General features: G+C 65.2%; 15 protein-coding genes and 1 tRNA gene. 9 read left to right on the top strand and 7 right to left on the bottom strand.

The features are described from left to right. Nucleotides 1-55 precede the first annotated feature (55 nt). Nucleotides 56-139: transfer RNA gene (locus G3T36_RS05355), tRNA-Leu, on the top strand. A 624-nt stretch (nucleotides 140-763) separates the two neighbouring features. Here G3T36_RS05355 and G3T36_RS05360 read toward each other — a convergent pair. From G3T36_RS05360 to G3T36_RS05370, 3 genes are all read right to left on the bottom strand, one after another. Further along, complete coding sequence (locus G3T36_RS05360) at nucleotides 764-1,939, bottom strand: ROK family protein (RefSeq protein WP_338031471.1); 1,176 nt, start codon at nucleotides 1,937-1,939, stop codon at nucleotides 764-766. Nucleotides 1,940-2,102: 163 nt separating this feature from the next. After that, complete coding sequence (locus G3T36_RS05365; RefSeq protein ID WP_193570868.1) at nucleotides 2,103-4,925, bottom strand: FAD-binding and (Fe-S)-binding domain-containing protein; 2,823 nt, start codon at nucleotides 4,923-4,925, stop codon at nucleotides 2,103-2,105. Nucleotides 4,926-4,944: 19 nt separating this feature from the next. Continuing rightward, complete coding sequence (locus G3T36_RS05370; RefSeq protein WP_205245010.1) at nucleotides 4,945-6,150, bottom strand: mandelate racemase/muconate lactonizing enzyme family protein; 1,206 nt, start codon at nucleotides 6,148-6,150, stop codon at nucleotides 4,945-4,947. A 164-nt stretch (nucleotides 6,151-6,314) separates the two neighbouring features. Here G3T36_RS05370 and G3T36_RS05375 point away from each other — a divergent pair, with 164 nt between their 5' ends. From G3T36_RS05375 to G3T36_RS05385, 3 genes are all read left to right on the top strand, one after another. Next, nucleotides 6,315-7,247, top strand: a complete 933-nt coding sequence (locus G3T36_RS05375) for a LysR family transcriptional regulator (protein WP_163288528.1) — start codon at nucleotides 6,315-6,317, stop codon at nucleotides 7,245-7,247. A gap of 141 nt (nucleotides 7,248-7,388) precedes the next feature. Continuing rightward, on the top strand, nucleotides 7,389-8,249 hold the full coding sequence (locus G3T36_RS05380) for a fumarylacetoacetate hydrolase family protein (protein WP_163288529.1): 861 nt from the start codon (nucleotides 7,389-7,391) through the stop codon (nucleotides 8,247-8,249). Next, nucleotides 8,246-8,995: an SDR family NAD(P)-dependent oxidoreductase gene (locus G3T36_RS05385; RefSeq protein WP_163288530.1), complete on the top strand. Its 750-nt coding sequence runs from the start codon at nucleotides 8,246-8,248 to the stop codon at nucleotides 8,993-8,995. Before G3T36_RS05380 ends, G3T36_RS05385 begins: the two co-directional genes overlap by 4 nt. On the opposite strand, the gene G3T36_RS05390 is transcribed toward G3T36_RS05385, so the two are convergent. From G3T36_RS05390 to G3T36_RS05405, 4 genes are read right to left on the bottom strand one after another with little or no spacing between them, the layout of a single operon-like run. Next, entirely contained in the window at nucleotides 8,992-9,789 is a 798-nt protein-coding gene (locus G3T36_RS05390) for an SDR family NAD(P)-dependent oxidoreductase (protein WP_193570869.1), read from the bottom strand. The genes G3T36_RS05385 and G3T36_RS05390 overlap by 4 nt on opposite strands. Further along, a complete protein-coding gene (locus G3T36_RS05395; protein ID WP_163288532.1) occupies nucleotides 9,789-10,652 on the bottom strand; it encodes an amidohydrolase family protein in 864 nt (287 codons plus the stop codon). Before G3T36_RS05395 ends, G3T36_RS05390 begins: the two co-directional genes overlap by 1 nt. Beyond that, nucleotides 10,649-11,671: an aldo/keto reductase gene (locus tag G3T36_RS05400; RefSeq protein WP_205245011.1), complete on the bottom strand. Its 1,023-nt coding sequence runs from the start codon at nucleotides 11,669-11,671 to the stop codon at nucleotides 10,649-10,651. The genes G3T36_RS05395 and G3T36_RS05400 overlap by 4 nt, the downstream gene beginning before the upstream one ends. A gap of 35 nt (nucleotides 11,672-11,706) precedes the next feature. Beyond that, a complete protein-coding gene (locus tag G3T36_RS05405; RefSeq protein WP_163288534.1) occupies nucleotides 11,707-13,230 on the bottom strand; it encodes a UxaA family hydrolase in 1,524 nt (507 codons plus the stop codon). Nucleotides 13,231-13,519: 289 nt separating this feature from the next. Here G3T36_RS05405 and G3T36_RS05410 point away from each other — a divergent pair, with 289 nt between their 5' ends. The 5 genes from G3T36_RS05410 (at nucleotide 13,520) to G3T36_RS05430 (ending at nucleotide 21,505) form a co-directional block, all read left to right on the top strand. Then, the gene (locus G3T36_RS05410; RefSeq protein WP_163289092.1) at nucleotides 13,520-14,452 is read left to right on the top strand and encodes a carbohydrate ABC transporter permease; all 933 of its coding nucleotides are present in this window, start codon (nucleotides 13,520-13,522) and stop codon (nucleotides 14,450-14,452) included. 7 nt (nucleotides 14,453-14,459) lie between these two features. Next, on the top strand, nucleotides 14,460-15,401 hold the full coding sequence (locus G3T36_RS05415) for a carbohydrate ABC transporter permease (RefSeq protein ID WP_163288535.1): 942 nt from the start codon (nucleotides 14,460-14,462) through the stop codon (nucleotides 15,399-15,401). A 131-nt stretch (nucleotides 15,402-15,532) separates the two neighbouring features. After that, nucleotides 15,533-16,876 (top strand): extracellular solute-binding protein, encoded by a 1,344-nt coding sequence (locus G3T36_RS05420; protein WP_205245012.1) that lies wholly within the window; start codon nucleotides 15,533-15,535, stop codon nucleotides 16,874-16,876. A gap of 82 nt (nucleotides 16,877-16,958) precedes the next feature. Next, nucleotides 16,959-19,145: an alpha-galactosidase gene (locus G3T36_RS05425; protein WP_163288536.1), complete on the top strand. Its 2,187-nt coding sequence runs from the start codon at nucleotides 16,959-16,961 to the stop codon at nucleotides 19,143-19,145. Nucleotides 19,146-19,159: 14 nt separating this feature from the next. Further along, nucleotides 19,160-21,505, top strand: coding sequence for a glycoside hydrolase family 95 protein (locus G3T36_RS05430; RefSeq protein ID WP_163288537.1), 2,346 nt, complete (start codon nucleotides 19,160-19,162; stop codon nucleotides 21,503-21,505). Nucleotides 21,506-21,510 lie beyond the last annotated feature (5 nt).

Consider the following 21,510-nt stretch of genomic DNA (forward strand, 5'->3'; position numbering starts at 1 on the left):
AAAGGCGGCCCCAACTTCTGGTAGCGCGGTCCTACGTGCTAATCTCTCTAAGTTCGCGCGAGTGGCGGAATTGGCAGACGCGCTGGCTTCAGGTGCCAGTGCTCGAAAGGGCGTGGGGGTTCAAGTCCCCCCTCGCGCACGCGGGCTGGATCATGAAATACCGGAAACGGCTTCATGAAATAGGTCGAGCGAACGAAGAAAGGCCGGTCTGAGGGAAACCTCGGGCCGGCCTTTCGTGTTCGTCGATCGAATCGTGTCATTTTCGCATCGAAAATGGCGCGGGAATGCGGAAAAGCCTGCCCGAGGGCGGGCTGGCGCCGTCTGTGGGCGATTTGTTTATGAAATGAGAGCCGCGGCTACTGGGCTGGTGGAAGCGGGAGCGTGTTTGAGCAGGCAGATTGTCTCGAGGTCGGAGCGTTGAAATCGTGGCGACCGGGGACCGTATAGAAGCGCCCACGTGGCGTCGCATCCGTCTGGGGTCGTGAACACTCGGTGATCGCATCCTCGGTTCCGCTGGCGAAGTGAACCCCGCCGGGACCCCTCGAACCGACCCGTTGCGGACATCCGGTCGATGGACCCGGGACTGATGACGCGGAACGCCATCAGCCTCGGCGCAGATCGCGAAGGCATTCGACATGCCGGTCGTGCTCTCGACGGTCAACGTCGCGAACGGGCTGTCGACAACGGTTCCGGAGCTCAAGGCGGTGCTCGCCGACGAGGTCAGGGACGGATGAGAACCGGCGCGGTTCGACGAAGCGTTGCGCTAGGTGCGGGTGACGCTGGCTCGAAGAAGGGATGCCGCGGCGCCGCGTGCCCAGTCTTCGAAGGTGTGAGACCGCGTGACGATCTGGCACTGGCCGGCAGCCCCGAACGTGTGCTCGTCGAAGCTCTCGCGGATCCTCTGCTCGTAGAGGTCGAAGTCCGTCACCGATTCACCCGCGACGAGAATCACGCTCGGCCCGACCAGATTCGCCATCGTCGCAAGGGCCATTCCGATGATGACTGCCGCGCGCTCGAAGGCTGCGACCGCATCCGGGTCGGCAGCGCGGGCCAGCTGGACCGCCTCCCGCATCGTGAGCAGCGGATCGTGCTTCGCGGAACGGACCGCCTCGAGGATGGCGCTCGACGAGGCGACGGTCTCGACGCATCCGTGCCGACCGCACGAGCAGACGAGGTCCGACGGTCCGAGGGGGAGGTGACCCAGTTCGCCGGCCACGCCGTACGCGCCCTCGATCACATCGCCGTTGACGTAAAGACCGCAGCCGATGCCCGCGCCGATGGTCACGATCGCGAACGATTCTGCGTCGACGCCGATTCCGAACCACTCCTCGGCGATCGACAGGGCGCGCACGTCGTTGTCGATGATGACGGCGAGGCCGAGGCGGTCGCGCAGCATCTTCTCGAATGGAACGGTCGACCAGTTCAGGCGAGGGGATGCGCGCACGAAGCCGTGCTGCTTGTCGACATCGCCCGACACTGCGACACCGACGCCGAGAACCTTCTCCGCGTCATCGCCGAGTCGCCGCTGCAACGCCTCGACAGTCGCAGCGACCGCCTCGACAACGGCCTCGACAGAGGTGCTCGCGAGTCGCCGGGTGACGGAGTGGAGCACATTGGCGCGCATCGTGGTTGCGACTCCGAAGACCTCGTCTACGCGAACGGTGACACCGATGGCGAGCTGTGCGCCCTCATTGACGCTTATCGGCTGAACCGGCCTGCCCGGCTGGGTGGGCCGCATGTTGTCATGCGCTGACAGCAGTCCGCGCAGAAGGAGCGGTGCGACGGCCTTGGTGACCGCCGCCTGGGAGAGGCCGGTTCGGCGGGCGATGTCGATCCGCGCGATCGGGCCACGTTTCAACACCTCGGTGAACACGTCGACGACTGCCGGTGTCTCCAGCGAGAAACCCGACAACTCGTCAGAAGCCCTTGAACTCGTCACCGGAACTCGATTCTGCTTTCATACGTTCGTCATACGTCGTGAGCGTGCACCAGTGCACGTTCGAGTTCACAATAGTTTCCGCGGTCAAGCGCCGTCAACTGCCACACTGCACTCTTGCCGACAGAATGTCGCTGAATTCGTTTATCAAGGAATGTAATTATGGCTACGGTCGTGTCGCCCGTTCCAGGACCTCGAGGATGTGCACGTACGCCGCGCCCGTCGCTCGCGTCATTCCGACCTCGCACGTGCGGTTGGACGATACATGCACGTCATACGAGCGGGACGTGACCTCTAGAGCTTCCGCGCGGGTCGCCGAGGCAGTGAGCTCGGGATGAAGCATCCCCCGGTCTCCGGCGAACCCGCAGCAGTTCCAGTCGTCGGGCACGATCACTTCGTCGGCCACCGCCTGTGCGATCCGTGTCATCGCAGCCGTCGTGCCGAGTGCCGTCGACGAGCAGGTCGGGTGGACGATGGCGGACCCCAGCGGCGAGCTGATCGTGAGGCCGGCCAGGAGCACCTGTTCCGCGAACGCGACCGAGTCGACGAACCGGAGCCCGGCGTACGCGCCACCCTTGGCGACCGCAATCTCTCGCATCGTCTCGAGCCCCTCGGTGCACGATGAGGCGTCGCACACGATGGGCAGTCTGCCATTGTCACTGGCGCTGAGAAGAAGAGGGAGCGTGACGCCGCGCATCCGGGAGTAGCCGTCGAGGAAGCCCTTCGATTTCCACGGCGTCCCGCAACATGCGGCGTCGATACCGTCGGGCACTAGCAACTCGACGCCGGCTCGGGCGGCCAGGGCCGCGAAGGAATGCTGGATGCCATTCGACTCGCTCTCCGGGCCGAACATAGTGCCGACACAAGCCGGAAAGTAAACCGCCTGTGGGTGTGAGGGTGAACTCGCGAGGCGTGCCCTGGGTGCGCCACCGCGGGGGAGATCGGCGTCGTAGAGGGGAACGACGTCGGCGCCGAGGAGGGCCCTTCCCATTCGGGTCGCGCCCGTGACGATCTGGGCCGGCAGCCGATCGGCGATGGACAGCGCCCGTGCCCCGCCGCGGCTGATCGGCGACCACGCACCGGCGGCGGCATGTGCAATAGCCGACGGGATTCTCGCTTGGCCCTCTGCGCGTAGTCGGCGCACGAGATCACCGGTGTTGATGCCAACCGGGCAGGCGACTGCGCACATCCCGTCGACTGCGCAGGTCTCCACGCCCTCGTACTCGTAGTCGCGTTCGAGCTCTTCAAGCAGTTCGGCATCGCCGCTGTTGCGCGCCGCCTCCATCTCGCGCCGGAGGACGATGCGCTGGCGCGGTGTGAGCGTGAGGTTACGACTCGGGCAGGCTGGCTCGCAGTAGCCGCACTCGACGCAGCGGTCGACTTCCTGCTCGACCGTCGGCGTGATCTTCAAGTGCCGAAGATAGGAGTCAGGGTCGTCGTTGATCAGGACGCCGGGATTGAGCAGGCCCAGTGGATCGAAGAGGTGCTTGATTCGCACCATCGTGACGTAGATCGAGTCCCCGTACTGGCGTCGCACGAAAGGAGCCATGATGCGGCCGGTGCCGTGGTCGGCTTTGAGGGTGCCTCCGTTCTCGAGGACCAGCGCGACCATGTCCTCCGTGAAACGTCGGTACCGTCCGAGCGCCCCGTCCTCGTCGAAGCGCTCGTTTACCATGAAATGGACGTTGCCGTCTTTTGCGTGCCCGAAGATGACGCATCCCTGATAGCCATAGACATCGAAGAGCCGGATCAGTTCGTGACAAGTCGCGAGCAGCCGCTCGACCGGCACCGCGATGTCCTCGAGCAGTGCCGTCGTCCCGCTGGGGCGCGCGCCCGCGACAGCGGTGTAGAGCCCTTTGCGAACATGCCAGAGCGCGGCTCGCGCGGCGGCATCGGTCAACAGGGTGGCGGGCTGGGAGAGCGGGAGCTCTGCGAGTTGCAGCGAGACCTTGTCCGTCGCCGATTGCAGCGTCCGGGCATCGGGGGACTGGAGTTCGACGAGCAGAGCTGCGTGTTCGACGACCGTCAGGCGACTGATCTCCGCCGGGCAGTCTGACTGCTGTTGTGCGACTACGAGGGAGCGCGAATCCATCAGCTCTATCGTCGCGAATCCCGCGCCCAGAAGCAGTGGAAGCGCTGCGGTTGCAGCATCGAGGTCGTCGAAGATCAGGAGTCCGGTCGCCGCTGCAGGCAGGAGAGGGATGGTGTGGAAGACGGCCTCGGCAACGAAGCCGAGCGTGCCTTCGCTTCCCACGAGGAGGTGCAAGAGGATGTCGACGGGACGTTCGAAGTCGAGGAGTGCGTTGACCGAGTAGCCCATTGTGTTCTTGATGCGGAATTGCTCGAGAACGCGACAAGCCGACTCTCTGTCTGCGAGGAGGTTCCGTCGAAGCTCGCTCAAGCCCTCGTATAACTCGGGCTCGGCGGCACGCAGCTGCTCGTCGGCGTTCGCTGCCGCGGTGTCGATGATTGTTCCGCTGGCGAGAACCACGACCACCGATTCCAGGGTGTTGTAGGTGTTGTGCTCCGTTCCGCAGGCCATGCCACTCGAGTTGTTCGCAACGACTCCGCCGATCGTGCAGGCGATCTCGCTGGCCGGATCGGGGCCCAGCTTGCGCCCGAAGCGGGCAAGTCTCGCGTTGACCTGGCGGACGGTTGCCCCTGGCTGGACGCGAACGCGCGCGCCGTCGTCTAGAACCTCGATCCGGCGAAAATGCCGCCGCGTATCGACGAGGACTCCTTCGGTGCTCGCCTGACCGGACAGGCTGGTGCCGCCGGATCGGAAGGTGAGCGGCGCGCCCGCGCCGCGGGCGATCGCCATCGCCTGGGCGACCTCGTCTGCTGTCGTCGGGGTGAGGATCGCGTTCGGTACGAGGAGATAGTGGGATGCGTCATGCGCGAGCGCGCGACGCAGGCTCGCGCGCTCGCTGAAGTCGAGATCCGACCCCGCGAAAGCCTCATCGAGCGTACGGGCGGCCGGCAGAGTCATTCGTCGCGCCAGGAGGCGATCACGAACTGAAGACGCCGCCGACGCCGGTGATTTGCCACCGCGAGCGGGCGACAGGGTCGATGGTCGTCGACGCGCCTGGCAGCTGTGGGCGTTTCAGATAGCCTTCGCTGACCGTGCTGCGTTCGACGAATGCGTCTTGGGTCCACGGGATGAACTCGATCAGCGGCGGAACCTCGGAGACGACAGTGCCCACCAGGTGCTGGTGCAGCTGCATCATGTCGCCCGCGTGTGGGGCGATGCGCAGCCCTCGTGCCGCCGCGTGAGCGGCCACCTGGAGCCACTCGGTCACTCCGCCGACGCGTGTGGCATCGACCTGAACGACTCGGAAGGCGTCCGCCTCGATGAAGCTGGAGAACTGCTGGTACGAATAGATGCTCTCGCCGGCGGCGATATCGAGAATCGTCCCACGCTGCAGCCGAACATGGCCCCCGAGGTCGTCCGCGTGCAGCGGCTCCTCGACCCAGTCCATGCGGGCTTCCTCGAGCACGGGCATGATGCGGCTCGCGGTCGCGAGGTCCCAGCGCTGGTTCGCGTCGCACATCAGCGTGACGTCGTCGCCGATCGCCGCGCGCACGGCTCGCACCCGTCGCGCGTCCTCGCGGAAGTCGCCTTTTCCGACCTTGATCTTCACGCGGTTCCATCCGTCGTCGATCAGGGAGAGCAAGTCGCGTGTGAGCTCCGTCTCGCTCAGGTTGAGCCACCCGCCATCGGTGTTGTAGGCCTCGATGTCGGCGGCGGTTCCGCCGAGAAGTCGCCAGAGCGGCGTCTCCGCGCGCTGGGCTGAGAGGTCCCAGAGGGCGATGTCGACCATCGCCAAAGCCATGTGCACTACGCCGGCGCGACCCATCCAGTGCGTCGGCAACCAGTAGAGGCGTTTCCAAGTTCCCAGGACGTCCTCCGATGATGCGCCTAGCAGCGACGGGCTGTAGTACTTTCCGATGACATCGGCGAGGAGCTCTGGAGCGCAATGCACTCCCGAAATGCCGGTACCGACGCGACCGTCGGCCGTGCGAATCTCAACGACCGGCACGGTCCAGTGCGACATCGCGGCCGTCGCATCGGCAATCGGCCGGGCCAGCGGTACCGCGAGCGCGTACGTCTCGATGGACACGATCACCGCGCCGTCGTCGCCCCGAACGCTGTCACCGGCATCGGGCGAGAGGACTCCTCTGGCACTCCCGAGTACGCTCTCGATCGTCATCATGGCTCTCCTTCTTACCTAGGCTCCCATTCGCTCACGGCACTCGACGGCGGTCAATCACGACTTGCGAATAGGAGCAATCCGTTTCGCTGATGGTTCGGCACGACCTCGAAAAGGAGCCCCGCTAGTATCAAACCTCAGATCGACCGACCGACGGAGTGTTCACGATGACCCTCGACCTCACCTGGCTCAGAACCTGGGTCGAAGTCGTCGACGCTGGCGGCTTCGCACGCGCAGCCGAGCTCGTGCACCTGTCGCAGCCGCGGGTCTCGGCGCACATCTCCAATCTGGAGAAAGAACTCGGCTGCTCCCTCATCGAACGACGAGTCCGTCCACTGACCCTGACCGAGGAAGGCAAAGCGCTCCTTCCCAGGGCGCGCGCGGTGCTGGCCGCCGCAGATGAGCTGACTTCAGGCGTGCTCGCTGATCGCGGCATAATCTCAGGAACGGTCAAAGTGGCGAGTTTCGTCAGCGCGAGCTCCGAATTCCTTCCCGGCGTATTGACCCAACTCGAACACGAGCATCCGCAGATCGAGCTCTCCATCCTCGACGGCGATGTCGGCACGATCGAGACGGCCCTTTCGGAGCGGCGGGTCGCCGTGGCACTTCGACCCATGCGACCCGAACCGCGAGACCGCGCATTCACCGTGCGTCCGCTGTGGCGGGAGCCCTTCGTCGTCGTAGCTCCGGTCGGGCATCCGCTGCTCGATGACGACGTCGTCGACCCGAGTCGGCTGACAGGCGAGCGCGTCATCACGATCGGGAACCCGCTCTCCGAGGAAGTCCTCGGCTCCGAAGCCGAGTCGGCATTTAGCTCGATCCACCGTCAGCTGCCGGGCGGCAGTGTCTCGCATCAGCCGTCCACGCTGGGCGCTATGGTCCGCGCCGGTCATGGCATCGGAGTGATGAACTACCTCGGGTTCGCGATGATCCGACAGGACGGCCTGGATTTCCGCGAACTCGGAATCGACCACTATCGGGACGTCGGTGTGTGGTGGCATTCGGAGCGGCCACTGAGCGCCGCTGCCCGTGCATTCATCTCGACGGTGATCGCTGCCCCACGACCCCCAGGAACCTGGGAGATCCCGGCTCCTCGCTGATCGGGTTCGCCGAAATGGCCTGGCGCGCGGCGCTGACGCGACAGATATTCGCGCTGCGGATACGCGGCATCCGCAAGACGTCGTTGACGCCGGGACAACCCGACACCGACGCTGGGGAGGCAACCAACAGAAGGCCTCTCAATGAAACTCATGCGCATCGGCCCCGTCGGCACGGAACGACGGGTCGTCCGTCTGAACGACCGTGAATACGTCGACGTCTCCGATATCGCGACTGACTTCGACGAAGAATTCTTCCGGTCGAACGGTCTCGATCGTGTCCGTTCCGAGGTCGCGGCGCGCACGGATCGAGGCCTCATCGAGACGTTCGCAGGTGAGAGGATCGGCGCGCCGATCGCGCGGCCCCACCAAGTGCTCTGCATCGGGCTGAACTTCCGCGACCACGCCGAGGAGACGGGCCAGGCCGTTCCGTCCGAACCGATCGTGTTCAACAAGGCGCCGAACACCGTGGTCGGTCCGGATGACGACGTGCGAATTCCGCGCGGTGCCACCAAGACCGATTGGGAGGTCGAACTCGGGGTGGTCATCGGGCGGCGAACCAGCTACCTGGCAACCCCGGAGCACGCTCGCTCAGCCATCGCCGGATTCGTACTCGTCAACGATGTCAGCGAACGCGCCTTCCAGATGGAACGCGGCGGCCAATGGATGAAAGGCAAGTCGGCCGAGACATTCAACCCGACCGGTCCGTGGCTCGCCACCCCGGACGAGATCTCTGATGTCAACGCTCTCGGCATGTGGCTCGACGTCAACGGAAGCAGGGCACAGACCGGTTCGACGGCGACGATGATCTTCAATCCGTATTTCATCGTCTGGTACCTCAGCCAGTTCCTGGTTCTCGAGCCTGGCGACCTGATCGATACGGGAACACCGCCCGGGGTGGGCATGGGCTCGAACCCTCCTCGCTTCCTCCAGCCGGGCGATGTCATGACCCTCGGAATCGACCGGCTGGGCGAGCAACGCCAGCGCGTGGTGGCTCCCCGATGAGTGAATTCGAGAACCTCGTCGCGCTCGTGACCGGCGGTTCCAGTGGCATCGGCGCGGCAACAGCACGAGAGTTGCTTTCGCGCGGGGCATCCGTCGCCGTCCTCGACCGCAACCCGAGCAGCGAGCCGGGGGTGCTGTTCTGCGAGGCCGACATCACCGATGTCGAGTCCGTGACTGCTGCGATCACTCGGGTCGTTGAGCACTTCGGCCGGCTGGACATCGTGGTCAACAACGCCGGCATAGGTGCAGTGGGTGACGTAGGAGCGAACGACGATGACGAGTGGCGACGGGTGCTCGACCTCAACGTCGTCGGCACGGTGAGAGTGACGCGCGCGGCGCTGCCACACCTGCTTCGATCCCCAGCGGCGGCGATCGTGAACACCTGCTCGATCGTCGCCCGGGTCGGTGTGCCGCAACGCGCTCTGTACTCCGCTTCGAAAGGCGCCATCGAGGCGCTCACGCTCGCGACAGCCGCCGATTTCGTCGGACGGGTGCGGGTCAACGCCGTCCTCCCTGGAACGGCGGACACCCCCTGGGTCTCACGCCTGCTCGACGGGGCCGAAGATGCAGCCCTCGCGCGCGATCAACTCACGAGACGCCAGCCGATGGGTCGCCTCGTGACCGCCGACGAGGCCGCCTACGCGATCGCCTATCTCGCTAGCCCGCGGGCGGCGTCGACTACAGGCACGCTGCTTGCCGTCGACGGCGGGATGGGCGGGCTGCGGGTTCCCGAGGCGGCGCGCTAGCGGCCGAGCGGTCGGCCGAGCGGCAGCCGCAATCCGGTGAGCCGCTCCATTCCGGCGAGCGCCCGATCCTGGAAGCCGGGGTCGTGCGCAAGGGCGAGTGCATTCAGCGGCTGCATATGATGGAGATAGCGCCCGCTCTTGATGGCTTCCGGCGCATAACTGGTCGCCAGCCAGACCTGGGTGACATGTGCCAGGGCGAGGTCGTCGGTAGCGTTCTGCCCTTTCGCCATCTTCGTGGGGACCCAGCCGGGATCGATCGCGTTCGACGACACGCGCGGCCACCGCCGTGCGACGGCGAACGCGAGCGCGATCATCAGCAGCTTGCTGTCGGCGTACGCCTGCAGGGGATCCCATTCGCGGTCGCGCCACTGGAGGTCGCTCAGGCTGGTGTCGCCCTGGGCGTGCATGCCGCTCGTCACGTATATGAGCCTGTCGGGCGGCTCGATCAGGGCGGTCAGGATAAACGGAGCGAGCGCATTGATGGCCAGAACGTGCGCGTGGCCCTCCGTCGTTGCGTGGCGCACGGGCTCAGTGGCGCCGATTCCCGCGTTATGGATGATGGCATCGAACCGGCCGGATGCGTTCGCCTCTGAGGCCAAGGCAATGACGTCATCCCGAGAGGACAGGTCTCCGATCAGCACCGTCTCGACGCCGTGCAGTTCGCCGCGGACCTCCTCCGCCCGCCTTTGACTACGGGCATGGGCGACGACCCTGTGCCCTTTGCCGACGAGAGCGCGGACGGTCGCAAGGCCGATACCGTCTGTCGAGCCGGTGACCAGGATCCGGGACACCATCACTCCACCGGGACCAGGTCGTACCAGGTGGCGGCATTCCCGCCGAACACAGCGGCCGTCTCGGCCGCGCTCAGGCCGACGAGCACGTCTGCCAGCGCGTCGACGACCTCGGAGTAGTTCCGGGCGGCCAGCAGGCAGACCGGCCAATCGGAACCGAACATGATCCGGTCGGTGCCGAACAGCTCGACAACCCATACGACATACGCGCTCAGGGTCTCGGGCGTCCACGAGTCCCACTTCGCCTCGGTGACCATCCCGGAGAGCTTCACGCTCACATTAGGCAGGGCTGCCAGCAGCGCCAGCTCCGTCGCCCAGCTGTCGCTCCAGCCTTCGGCGATCGGCGGCTTCGCGATGTGGTCGAGGACGAACCGCTGGTCGGGCAACGCAGCCACGACGGAGACGGCGGAGGGGAGCTCGCGGGTGCGCACCAGCAGGTCGTAGGCGAGCTGGTGGTCGGCGAGAGTACGGATACCCGCCACGACATCGTCACGCTCGAGCCATCGCGGGTCGCCCTCGTCGTGCACCTGGTGCCTGATACCGACAAGGGTGCGACCGTACTCGCCCGCCAGCTCCGAGAGGGTTTCGCCCAGCTGGGCGCTGGTGAGATCGGCCCACCCGACCACCCCGTAGACGAACGGTGTGTCGCGCGCGAGATCCAGGAACCCTCGGGTCTCGGAAAGGTCGGACACGGTCTGCACGAGCACCGTGCCGTCGATGTCGTTTCGGGCCAGTTCCGGGGCCAGGTCGTCAGGGGTGAACGGGCGGCGCACCGGGTCCAGCGCGGCGCCCTCCATCCACGGATAGTGGAACTGCGCGGGGTCCCAGAAGTGGTGATGCGCATCGATTCGAAGAGCCCGGGTCATCGGACCGCGCCTTCCAGACTGGGCACGGGCACATCCGGATCAAGGAGACCGGCCGAGCGGATGTCGTGCCACAGCGCATCCGGAATCGGCACCGCCAACAGCGCGAGGTCGTCATGGAGCTCATCAACGGAGCGGGCTCCGATGAGCACCGTCGTGATCTGCGGATGCGCAAGCGGGAATTGGATGGCGGCAGCGGCCAGGGGGACACCGTACCGATCGCAGATCGTTCGGATCCGTCTCGCCTTCTCGAGCATCGTCCCCGACGCGGGCACGTAGTCGAAGCGGGCGTCGTCGGAGGGGTCGATGAGAATTCCGCTGTTGAAGACCCCGCCCACGATGACAGCGGTTCCGTTGGCGCGACAGGCGGGGAGGAGATCGGAGACCGAAGACTGGTCGAGCAGTGTGTACCTGCCGGCGAGAAGAACCACATCCAGATCGCAGCTCTCGACCAGGCGCGTGAGGATCGGTGTGGTGTTCATCCCCGCGCCGATCCCCGTGACCGTGCCCTGCTCCCGAAGGTCGCGAAGGGCGGCGTACGCGGTGTCACGCGCTTCGGTGTAGTGGTCGTCCGGGTCGTGCATGTTCAGGATGTCGACCCGGTCGAGCTGCAGCCGCTCAAGGCTCTCGTGCAGCGAGGTGATCACTCCCTCGTAGCTGAAATCCCAGACCGGGCCGACCGGCGGCACGTCAACGTAGAACGGATCATCTCCGTCGTACTGGCTCTCGTCCCTCGGCGCGTCCGGCCTCAGCAGACGGCCGATCTTCGTCGAGAGGACGTAGTTGTCGCGCGGTTCGCCGGCGATGGAGTTCGCGATGCGCTGCTCGGAGAGCCCGTGCCCGTACAGCGGCGCTGTGTCGAAGTAGCGGATACCCGACTCGTAGGCATGCTGCAACGTCTCGACGGCTTGCCGTTCAGGGACAACGCTGAGGAAATTGCCCAGAGCTGCGGTGCCGAATCCGATGGACGGAAGGGTGAGGCCATGGTTTCCGACCTCGGTGACAGTGGGCTCGATCATCATTCTCTTTCGTTAGGGAGTCGGCCTGCGCAATCGGCCTACAGCACGGCTCCGATTCGCCACGGCACGATCTCCTCCGTGCCGAAGCCGAGTTGTTCGGATTTGCTCGGACGCCCGGATGCCATCTCGATAATCGACTCGAAGAGCTCGGCGCCGAGCTCGAGTTGGCGATCATGGCCGAACGCGGATCCGGCGTCGAAGTCCATGTCGCCCTCCATGCGCCGATAGAGGCCGGACGTCGTGGTGACCTTGAGGCATGGCACGGGGCGCGAGCCGAAAACCGAACCACGGCCGGTCGTGAACGCCAACACCGTGGCACCGCCTGCGACCATTCCGGTCGCCGACACGGGGTCGTAGCCCGGCGTGTCCATGAAAGTGAGGCCGGGCGCGGTGACCGGTGCGGCGTAGTCGACGACATCGTTCAGCGGGCTCGTGCCGCCTTTCAGCACCGCGCCGAGCGACTTCTCCCAGATCGTTGTGATGCCACCCGCGCGGTTGCCCTTTGACGGGTTGTTGTCGAGCACCGCGCCGTTGGCCTCGGTGTACTCGAGCCACCAGGCGATCCTCTCGTCGAGGCGTTCGGCGATGGCGGCAGACGCCGCGCGAGATCGGAGAAGATGCTCGGCACCGAAGATCTCAGGAGTCTCACCGAGGATCACACGTCCGCCCGCGGCGACGAGCATGTCCGCTGCCACTCCGAGAGTGGGGTTCGCGGTGAGGCCGGAGTAGGCGTCGCTGCCGCCGCACTGCAGACCGAGGGTGAGTTCCGCGATCGGAATGGGTTCACGGCTGAGCTCTGCGAGTTGCTCGACCATCGCACCGATCTGCCTTACACCCTCGGCGACGGTCGCTGCGGTTCCGCCCAGCTGCTGGATCGTCAGGCGCGTGACGCCGGGTAGCTCGGTCGGCAGGAAGTTCTCCGGCTGGTTCACTTCGCAGCCCAGGCTCACCACAAGCACGCCGGCGAAGTTGGGGTGGGTCGCATAACCGTGGAGGGTGCGGCGCAGGACGTCGTCCCCCTGGGTGTGCTCGGCGAGTGCGCACCCTTGGTCGTGCGGAAGGGGCACGATTCCGTCGAGCCCGGGGGCGCCCGCGTACGCAGCGCTCGCCGCCTGCGCGATCAGCTTGCTGACCGTCGACGAGCAGTTCACAGTCGGGACGATGCCGAGGTAGTTGCGGGTCGCCGCCCGGCCGTCGCTGCGTCGGTAGCCGTCGAAGGAGCGCATGCTCAGATCCGTCGCGCTTTCGAATCGGGCGCCGGACCCGGTCGTCGATCCGCCGCGAGTCGAGAGGTCGAGGAGGCCAACGTTGTGCACATGCACATGGGCGCCGGACTCGATCGGCTCAGTCGCCTCGCCGATGACCTGACCGTACTTCACGACGACGTCGCCGGCTGCGATGGGTCGAAGCGAGACCTTGTGGGCGGAGGGGATGTCCGTGGTCGCGACGACGGCGGAGTCCCCGGCGTCGAGGACGTCGCCTATCGCGACGTCTGCCATGACGATGCCGACATTGTCGGTGGCCGGGCGGGCGACGATCAGAGGAACAGTCTGTGAGGACATGGTGATCTCGGATTCCGGTTCGGGGCTGCTTCGACTCAGGCTAAGAGAGGTGGCAGCAGAGCGTAACGACGAATATCGAATAGCGATGATTCGTCTTTCGACTACAAATCGCTCAGGTTACTTAATACAGTGAATCACGAGGGCGATCCGTTTGGGCGCACTACGGGGTCTATTACTTGACACGAAAATATAAGTCGGGTTACTCTCTGGTCACCGCCTCGGGTAGATCCCGAGTGGTCAGCCGCATCCACACCCGGCGCGCACGTTCGAAGGAGAGCACATCGTGGTTATGACAGCTGCGAAACCGTTAGCGCCACCGCGTCGGAGCAGCCGCCAGATCAGGCGGAACCCCTCGCATCGCGGGGACTGGCGGCTCGCGCTGATCCTGATCCTTCCCGCGTCGCTAGGCTTCCTCGTGTTCGCCCTCTACCCGCTCATCCGGGGCATCTATCTCAGCTTCACCGACTTCCACATCCTGACCCCTCCGGTCTGGTCCGGCATCGCGAACTACCAGCAGCTCCTCTCCGATGGAGTCTTCTGGAATTCACTGGGAGTGACCGTCTACTTCGTCGCGCTCTCCGTGATCTTCGGGCTGGCGATCTCGCTGGTCACCGCGGTCATCCTGCATCGCCTCACGAAGTCGAACCTGATCCGCGGGCTGGTCCTTCTTCCCTTCCTCATCTCAGGAGTGGTCGCCGCCCTGGTCTGGCAGTGGATGCTCGACCCCGGCCTCGGCATCGTCAACGCCGTCATCAAAGCGCTGACCGGTCACACCATCCTGTTCCTCGGATCGTCGGAGTGGGTCATCCCGAGCCTGGCGTTCATCGGAATCTGGAAGGCCATGGGCTACAACGCGATCCTGATCTTCGCGGGGTTGCAGACCATCCCTGGCGAGATCTATGAGGCGGGCCGCATCGATGGTGCCGGCGAGATCCGGATGTTCACGCGGCTCACCCTGCCACTCCTGCGGCCGATCATGGCGATGGTGATCATCCTCACCGTGATCAGCTCCTTCCAGGTGTTCGACTTGGTTGCCGTGACGAGCAAGGGAGGACCGGCGAACTCCTCGAACGTGCTGCCCCTCTACATCTATGAGAAGGGATTCTCCGAATTCGACTTCGGATACGCGTTGACCATGTCGATGGCTCTCTTCGTGATGCTTCTGCTAATCACCTTCTTCCAGATGCGCCTGCTTCGGGCCAATGAGACCGACACGAACTGAGACATCGATGACAAGCACACTTCTTTCCAAATCGCAGCCAGCGGTGAGTACTCAGAGCCGGGTGCGCACTCGTCGCCGGTTCCCGATCGGCAAGACGATCGCGTGGATATATCTGGGTGGGTTCCTGGCGCTCACCCTGTTTCCGTTCTACTGGATCCTGCGCACAGCGCTCTCTAACAACTACGCGCTGATCTCGAACCCGACCTCGCTCCTTCCCGTGGGCTTCACGTTCGGCCCGTTCCTGCGGGTTCTCGGCCTCGCGACGCCCGCGCAGGCGATCGCGGAGGGCGGCTCCGGCGCATCCATCGATCTCGGACTGTTCGTCAGGAACTCGCTGATCTACGCGACCACCCTCACCGTTCTCGTTGTGTTCTGTTCTCTGCTCGCGGCGTACGCGTTCGCCCGACTTCAGTGGCGAGGAAGGAACGTGGTCTTCTCAATCTTCCTCGCGGCGCTGATGATCCCCGGAATCATGACGCTTTTGCCCAACTTCGTCTTGGTTCACGATCTTGGACTGACGAACACCTTTGCCGGCCTGATCCTTCCAGGTGCCCTGTTCTCGGCGTTCTGCATCTTCTTCCTGCGACAGTTCATGCTCGGGCTGAGCAGTGAGATCGAAGAAGCAGCGCTGATCGACGGGCTCGGACCGTTCAAGATGCTGTTCCGTATCACGGTACCGATGAGCACAGGCCCCATCATGACCCTCTCCCTCCTGACTTTCATCAGCGCCTGGAACGAATACTTCTGGCCTCTGCTCATCGCGAACGATCCGAGCGTGCGACCCTTGACCGTCGCGCTAGGTGTGTTCCAGCAGGCGTCACCGCAGACTCAGCCCGACTACGCCGGACTGATGGCCGCCGCGCTGGTGGCCGCACTGCCGATGCTCGTGCTCTTCATGATCTTCGGCAAACGAATCGTCAACTCGATTGGCTTCACCGGAATCAAATAAACCCTCCGCGCTCCCCGCATCCGCTCGCTGACCGGTGGGTGGGGTGGTCGAGTGCGCCCGAAAGCCGGGTGGCGCGAAAGCCACCGGGAGCACCGCAATCCGAATCCCTAGAATCTAGAAAGAGGCACATTGTGAGACTCAAGAAACTTGCCCCCATCGCTGTGGGCGCCGCAATGCTCATGGCGCTGGCCGGCTGCACCGCCGGCGGGGGCTCCGGCGACAAAGTCACCGTCAACTGGTGGACCTGGGATCCCAACCAGGGCGCGGCGTACGCGACCTGCATCCCCGCGTTCGAGAAGGCCAACCCGAACATCACTGTCAAGATCTCGCAGTACCAGGTCAGCGACTACTTCACGAAGCTGACCGCCGGATTCGTCTCCGGTGACGCTCCGGACGCGTTCATGAACAGCGTGACCTTCCTGCAGTCCTACGCCAGCCAGGGACAGCTGCTCGCTCTCGATGACAAGATCAAGCAGGACAACATCGACATGAGCCAGTACGCCATCGGCGCGAGCGCATGGAAGTACACCGACGGCAAGCAGTACGCCCTTCCGATGGACTGGGCGACCGGTGTCCTCTACTTCAACACCGACGTCCTCGAAAAGGCCGGCTATACCGCTGACGATGTGCAGAAGCTGACCTACAACCCCGAAGACGGCGGCACGTTCGTCAAGATGATCAAGCACCTCACCGTCGACACGAAGGGCGTGCGCGGCGACCAGCCGGGCTTCGATTCGAAGAACATCGCAACCTACGGCATGAGCAACCTCGAGTCCACCGGAGATCCCTTCGGCCAGAACGCGTGGGGCTGGATACTGCCGAACGACGGCATCAACATCCCCGACAAGAACCAGTGGGCGACCGTATTCAACTACGCCGATCCCAAGGTCGTGCAGGGCGTCAAAGGCATTCGCCAGCTCGCGAATGACGGATACACCCCGCAGCTGAACCAGTTCACCACCGCGAACAACGAACAGCTCGCGGCGGGCAAGGTTGCGATCACGCTCGGCGGCACCTGGGAGGCCAGCACCTACGCAGCCCTGAAGGACGCGAAGATCGGGATCGCTCCGATGCCCGCCGGTACCGACGGCAAGCACCACGCGATGTCGAACTCAAACGGCAATAACATCTGGGCCGGTGGCAAGCACATTGACCAGACCTGGAAGTGGGTCTCCTACCAGGAGAGCGAAGCCTGCCAGACGAAGGCAGCGCTCTACAACGCGTCGTTCTTCCCGTCGATTGGCAAGTCGATGGATGCTCTCACCGCGCAGCAGAGGGCGAAGCAGCCTGACTTCCACGTGTTCTCCGACTACGTGAAGAACGATGAGCTCTTCCCGAGCCCGGTCTACAACAACGGTGCAGCCCTCACCAACGCGATGGTGCCGCAGTTCGAGTCGTACTTCACGAACAAGAGCGACGAGAGCATCTTCCCGAAGATGCAGGAGCAGAGCAAAGCACTGCTCGCCAAGAAGTAGTCGTCACACATCTGCGACCGCGCGACACAGAGGCGTCGCGCGGTCGCAGGCCGTCGCACATCCACCACGTCTGTAGAGGACAATGAACACCCAAACCCTCACCTCCGAGATCGTCGCCCTCCGTGGCGGTGCCGTCAGCCTGCTCGTGGAGCTGTGCCGACCGGTGCCGCACGTGCTTCACTGGGGCGCCGACCTCGGAGTACTCACGGCGCGCGACATCGAAGCGCTCCGTGCGAGCTCGACCGCTTCGTCGACGCACAATTCGACCGAGGACCCGAGAACGCTCACCGTCCTTCCCACCGAGGCGGACGCCTGGTCGGGCACTCCCGGGATCGAGGGAGCTGTTCGCGACGGCTCCCCGTACGCGCGGTTCGCGCTCACCGGCCATCACATGGACGTCGAGACGAACACCCTGGCGATAGAGCTGGCAGATGAGCGAACCGGGCTGGCGGCGACCGTCGCGTACAAGCTCGACGCGTACGGAATCCTTGCTGTGGACATCGCGCTGGGACTCGAGGACGGCGTCGACCGGCCGATCGTCTACGACCTGGCAGCGGTCACCGCACTAATGCCTCTTCCGGAGCGGGCAACGGAGTATCTCGATTTCACCGGCAAGTGGTCGCGTGAACGCAGCCCGCAACGCGGGCCGATCACAGCCGGCACCCACCTGCGGGAGAGCAGGCGCGGCCGACCGTCCCTTGATTCCCCGTACATCCTGATGGCGGGATCGGCAGGCTTCACGTTCAGGACAGGCGAGGTGTGGGCGGTACACGCCGGCTGGAGCGGCAATCAGCGGTACCTGGTCGAGCAGCTTCCCGAAGGTGCCGGCGCGAATCGTTCCGTGCTCGGTGCCGGAGAGTTGTTGCTCCCGGGCGAGATCTCACTCCGGCCGGGCGGCACCTACCAGGCGCCGACCGTCTACTTCACCTGGTCCGGCACCGGCATGGATGGCGTCTCCGACGCGTTCCACGGGCACCTCCGAAGCCGCCCTAGCCACCCGCGCAGCCCACGTCCGCTCACCCTCAACACTTGGGAGGCGGTGTACTTCGACCACGACATCGACGCTTTGAAACGGTTGGTCGCCTCCGCGGCGCGCGTCGGCGTGGAACGGCTCGTGCTCGATGACGGCTGGTTCACTGGCCGGCGCGACGCCACCAACGGGCTCGGCGACTGGTCCGTCGACGACAAGGTGTGGCCGGCCGGCCTCTGGCCACTGGTGAACACGGTACGCGAGGCCGGAATGCAATTCGGCCTCTGGTTCGAGCCGGAGATGGTGAACCTCGGCTCCCAGCTGGCGGAGCAGCATCCCGACTGGATCCTCGCCCCGAGCGAGGGGACGGGTCCGTCGATCCGTCACCAGTTCGTTCTCAACCTCGCCAATGAGGAAGCCTGGCTGCACGTCCTCGACCGCATCGACGCGATCGTCACCGAATATCGGATCGACTACATCAAGTGGGACCACAACCGGGAACTGCACGAGGCTGCGCTTCGCGGGTTGAACGACCGCGCGGGAGTGCACGCACAAACCGAGGCCCTGTATCGGATGATCGATGAGCTCAAGCTCCGGCATCCCGGACTCGAGATCGAGTCCTGCGCCAGCGGTGGCGGACGCATCGACCTCGGAATCCTCCAGCGAACCGACCGGGTGTGGGTATCCGACTGCAACGATCCGGTCGAACGCCAGAACATCCAGCGCTGGACGTCGCAGCTCATCCCACCCGAACTCATGGGCAACCACGTCGGGGCGGGCGAGGCCCACACGACCCATCGGGTCACGTCCCTCTCGTTCCGGCTGGCGACGGCGCTCTTCGGCCATGCCGGCATCGAGCTCGATATGACGCGGATCCCCGACTCCGAGGTGCAGACGATCGCGCGGTGGGCGGACCTCTACAAGGAACTTCGCGGCCTGCTGCACAACGGCCGCACTGTCCGCGCCGACGTGGCAGACGAAGCCGTCATCTTCAACGGGGTCGTCGCGCACGACCAGTCCGAGGCCCTCTACGCGTGGACCCGGCTCGCGACGTCGGCGCCGATCCAGTCGGGACGAGTCCGGTTCCCCGGGCTCTCGACCGACCGGCACTATCGGATCCAGGTGCGAACGGAGATCGGTGCCACGTCCATCCACGAGACGCCACCGGCGTGGCTGGAGACGGCCAAGACCGAGGGATTCTGCGTGAGCGGGGCCATCCTCGCAGGAGCCGGCCTGCCCATGCCGACCCTCGATCCGCAGCAGTCGCTCCTCTTCCACCTCACGAGCACCAGCGAATAGCAAGGACCCCAGCAATGCTCATCAGCTCCAGCTCCCGAGACTTCGACGATCGGGTCGAGCCCGCCGGCGTGCTCCGGTACACCAGTCCTGCCACGCGGTGGTTCGAAGCGCTTCCGATCGGCAACGGACGACTCAGTGGGATGGTCTACGGAGGCACCGACGCCGAGACGATCGGGCTCTCCGAGTCCACCGCATGGTCGGGAGCGCCGTCGGAGAACGACGTGAACCCGGCGGCTCGCGAGAATCTCGCACGCATCAGGGAGTTGCTGTTCGCAGGCGACTACGCCGCCGCCCAGGAACTGTCGCGCGAAAGCTTGCTGGGCCGCCCACGCTCCTTCGGCACGAACCTCCCGCTGCCCGAGGTCGTCCTCCGGTTCGAGAATCACGGCTCCGAGACCGGCTACGAACGGACGCTCGACCTCGACACTGCCACCGTCAAGACCGACTACGTGCGCGACGGGATCCGGTTTCAGCGTGAAGCGATCGCATCCAACCCTCACGGACTCATCGCCGTTCGGCTGACCGCCTCCGCCCCCGCTTGCCTGTCGTTCGATCTCGCCGTCCGGTCCGGGGTCATCCCCGGTCGGATCTCCGCCGCCGACGCCACGGTCACCTTCGACGGGCACGCCTACGAGACGATGCACAGCAACGGGCGGGAAGGCGTGGCCGTGTTGATCCGGGCCCGCGTGATCGCAGAAGGCGGCAAAGTCGAGACAGTCGGCGACGGCGTTCGCGTGAAGGGCGCAGACGCGGCGACGATCTTCATCGCGGTCGGAACCGACTGGATGGGCGCCGATCCTTCGTCGACGGTGTCGCAACTGCTCGACCGCGCGATCGGTGACGGGTATGACGCCGTGCGATCCGCTCACGTGGACGACCACAGGGAGCTGATGCGACGTTCCTCACTGCGGCTCGGACTGGAGGCCCCAGCGGCCGCTGCCACCCTACCGACGGACGAGCGACACCGGCTCCTCGCTGACGGGGGGATCGACGACGAGCTCGTCGCGCTCTACTACCAGTACGGCCGCTACCTCACCATCGCGGGTTCCCGAAAGAATTCCCCGCTGCCGCTCGCTCTGCAGGGCCAGTGGAACGACGGTCTGGCCAGCAGCGCATCGTGGACGAACGACTTCCACCTCGACATGAACACCCAGCAGAACTACTGGGCCGCGGAACCCACGGGGCTCGGCGAATGTCAGGAACCCTTGTTCAGCCTCATCGAACTGATCGCTCGCACGGGACGCGGGACCGCATCCGAGATGTACAGGGCTCAGGGATGGGTCGCCCACACTGTCACGAACGCGTGGGGGTACACGGCCCCGGGATCCGGCGAGGGATGGGGGCTCAACGTCACCGGCGGCGCCTGGATTGCCCTGCAATTGTGGGAGCACTTCGAGTACAACCGCGACCTCGACTTCCTCCGCCACCGCGCCTACCCCGTCTTCCGCGAGGCAGCCCTGTTCTTTCTGACCTATCTCGTGGCCGAGCCACAGCACGGGTGGCTGGTCGCCGGCCCGTCGGACAGCCCGGAGAACTGGTACACGGCACCGGACGGCACGCGCAGTTCCGTGGCGATGGGCAATACCGTCGACCGCGTCTTCGCCGAGGCCATCCTCAGGATCTGCCGCGAAGCATCGGAACTCCTCGACGTCGACCGCGACCTGAGGGCGCAAATCGATGCGGTACGGGATCTTCTTCCCCCCTTTCAAATCGGTCGCCACGGTCAGCTTCAGGAATGGCTCCATGACTACGAGGAGGCCGACCCGGCCCATCGGCACACGTCGCACCTCTGCGCCCTGTATCCGGAGCGGCAGATCGGGCCACGGACCACGCCTGAACTCGCCCGGGCCGCGGCGGTCACGATCGAACGTCGACGCGCCGCACCGGGCTGGGAGCAGACCGAGTGGGTCGAGGCAAACTTCACGGTCTACTACGCGCGGCTCCTCGACGGCGATCGAGCGCTCGAGCACCTGACGAGCCTCATCACCGACGCCAGCGAGACGAACCTCATGTCGTTCTCGGCCGGTGGAGTCGCGGGTGCGGCGCAGAACATCTATTCGTTCGACGGCAACGCCGGGGGAACGGCCGGCATCGCCGAGATGCTCGTTCAGTCCGACGGAAAAACGATCGAACTGCTTCCCGCACTACCGACGGCATGGCCCGATGGCGAGGTTAGCGGCCTTCGAGCGAAGGGCGGCTACGAGCTCGCGATCCGGTGGCGGCGCGGACGGCTCGAGAGTGCCCACATCCGGACCATCTCGGCTGCTGCGAGGCCGCGTGTGACGGTCCGTTTGGCCGACGAGTTCATCGAGCTGGACCTCGGAACCGTGGGTGAAGCAACGATCGGAGTCGAGGCGTAGCGACC

It is taken from the genome of Leifsonia tongyongensis, from assembly GCF_010686705.1.
Taxonomy (GTDB): domain Bacteria; phylum Actinomycetota; class Actinomycetes; order Actinomycetales; family Microbacteriaceae; genus Diaminobutyricibacter; species Diaminobutyricibacter tongyongensis.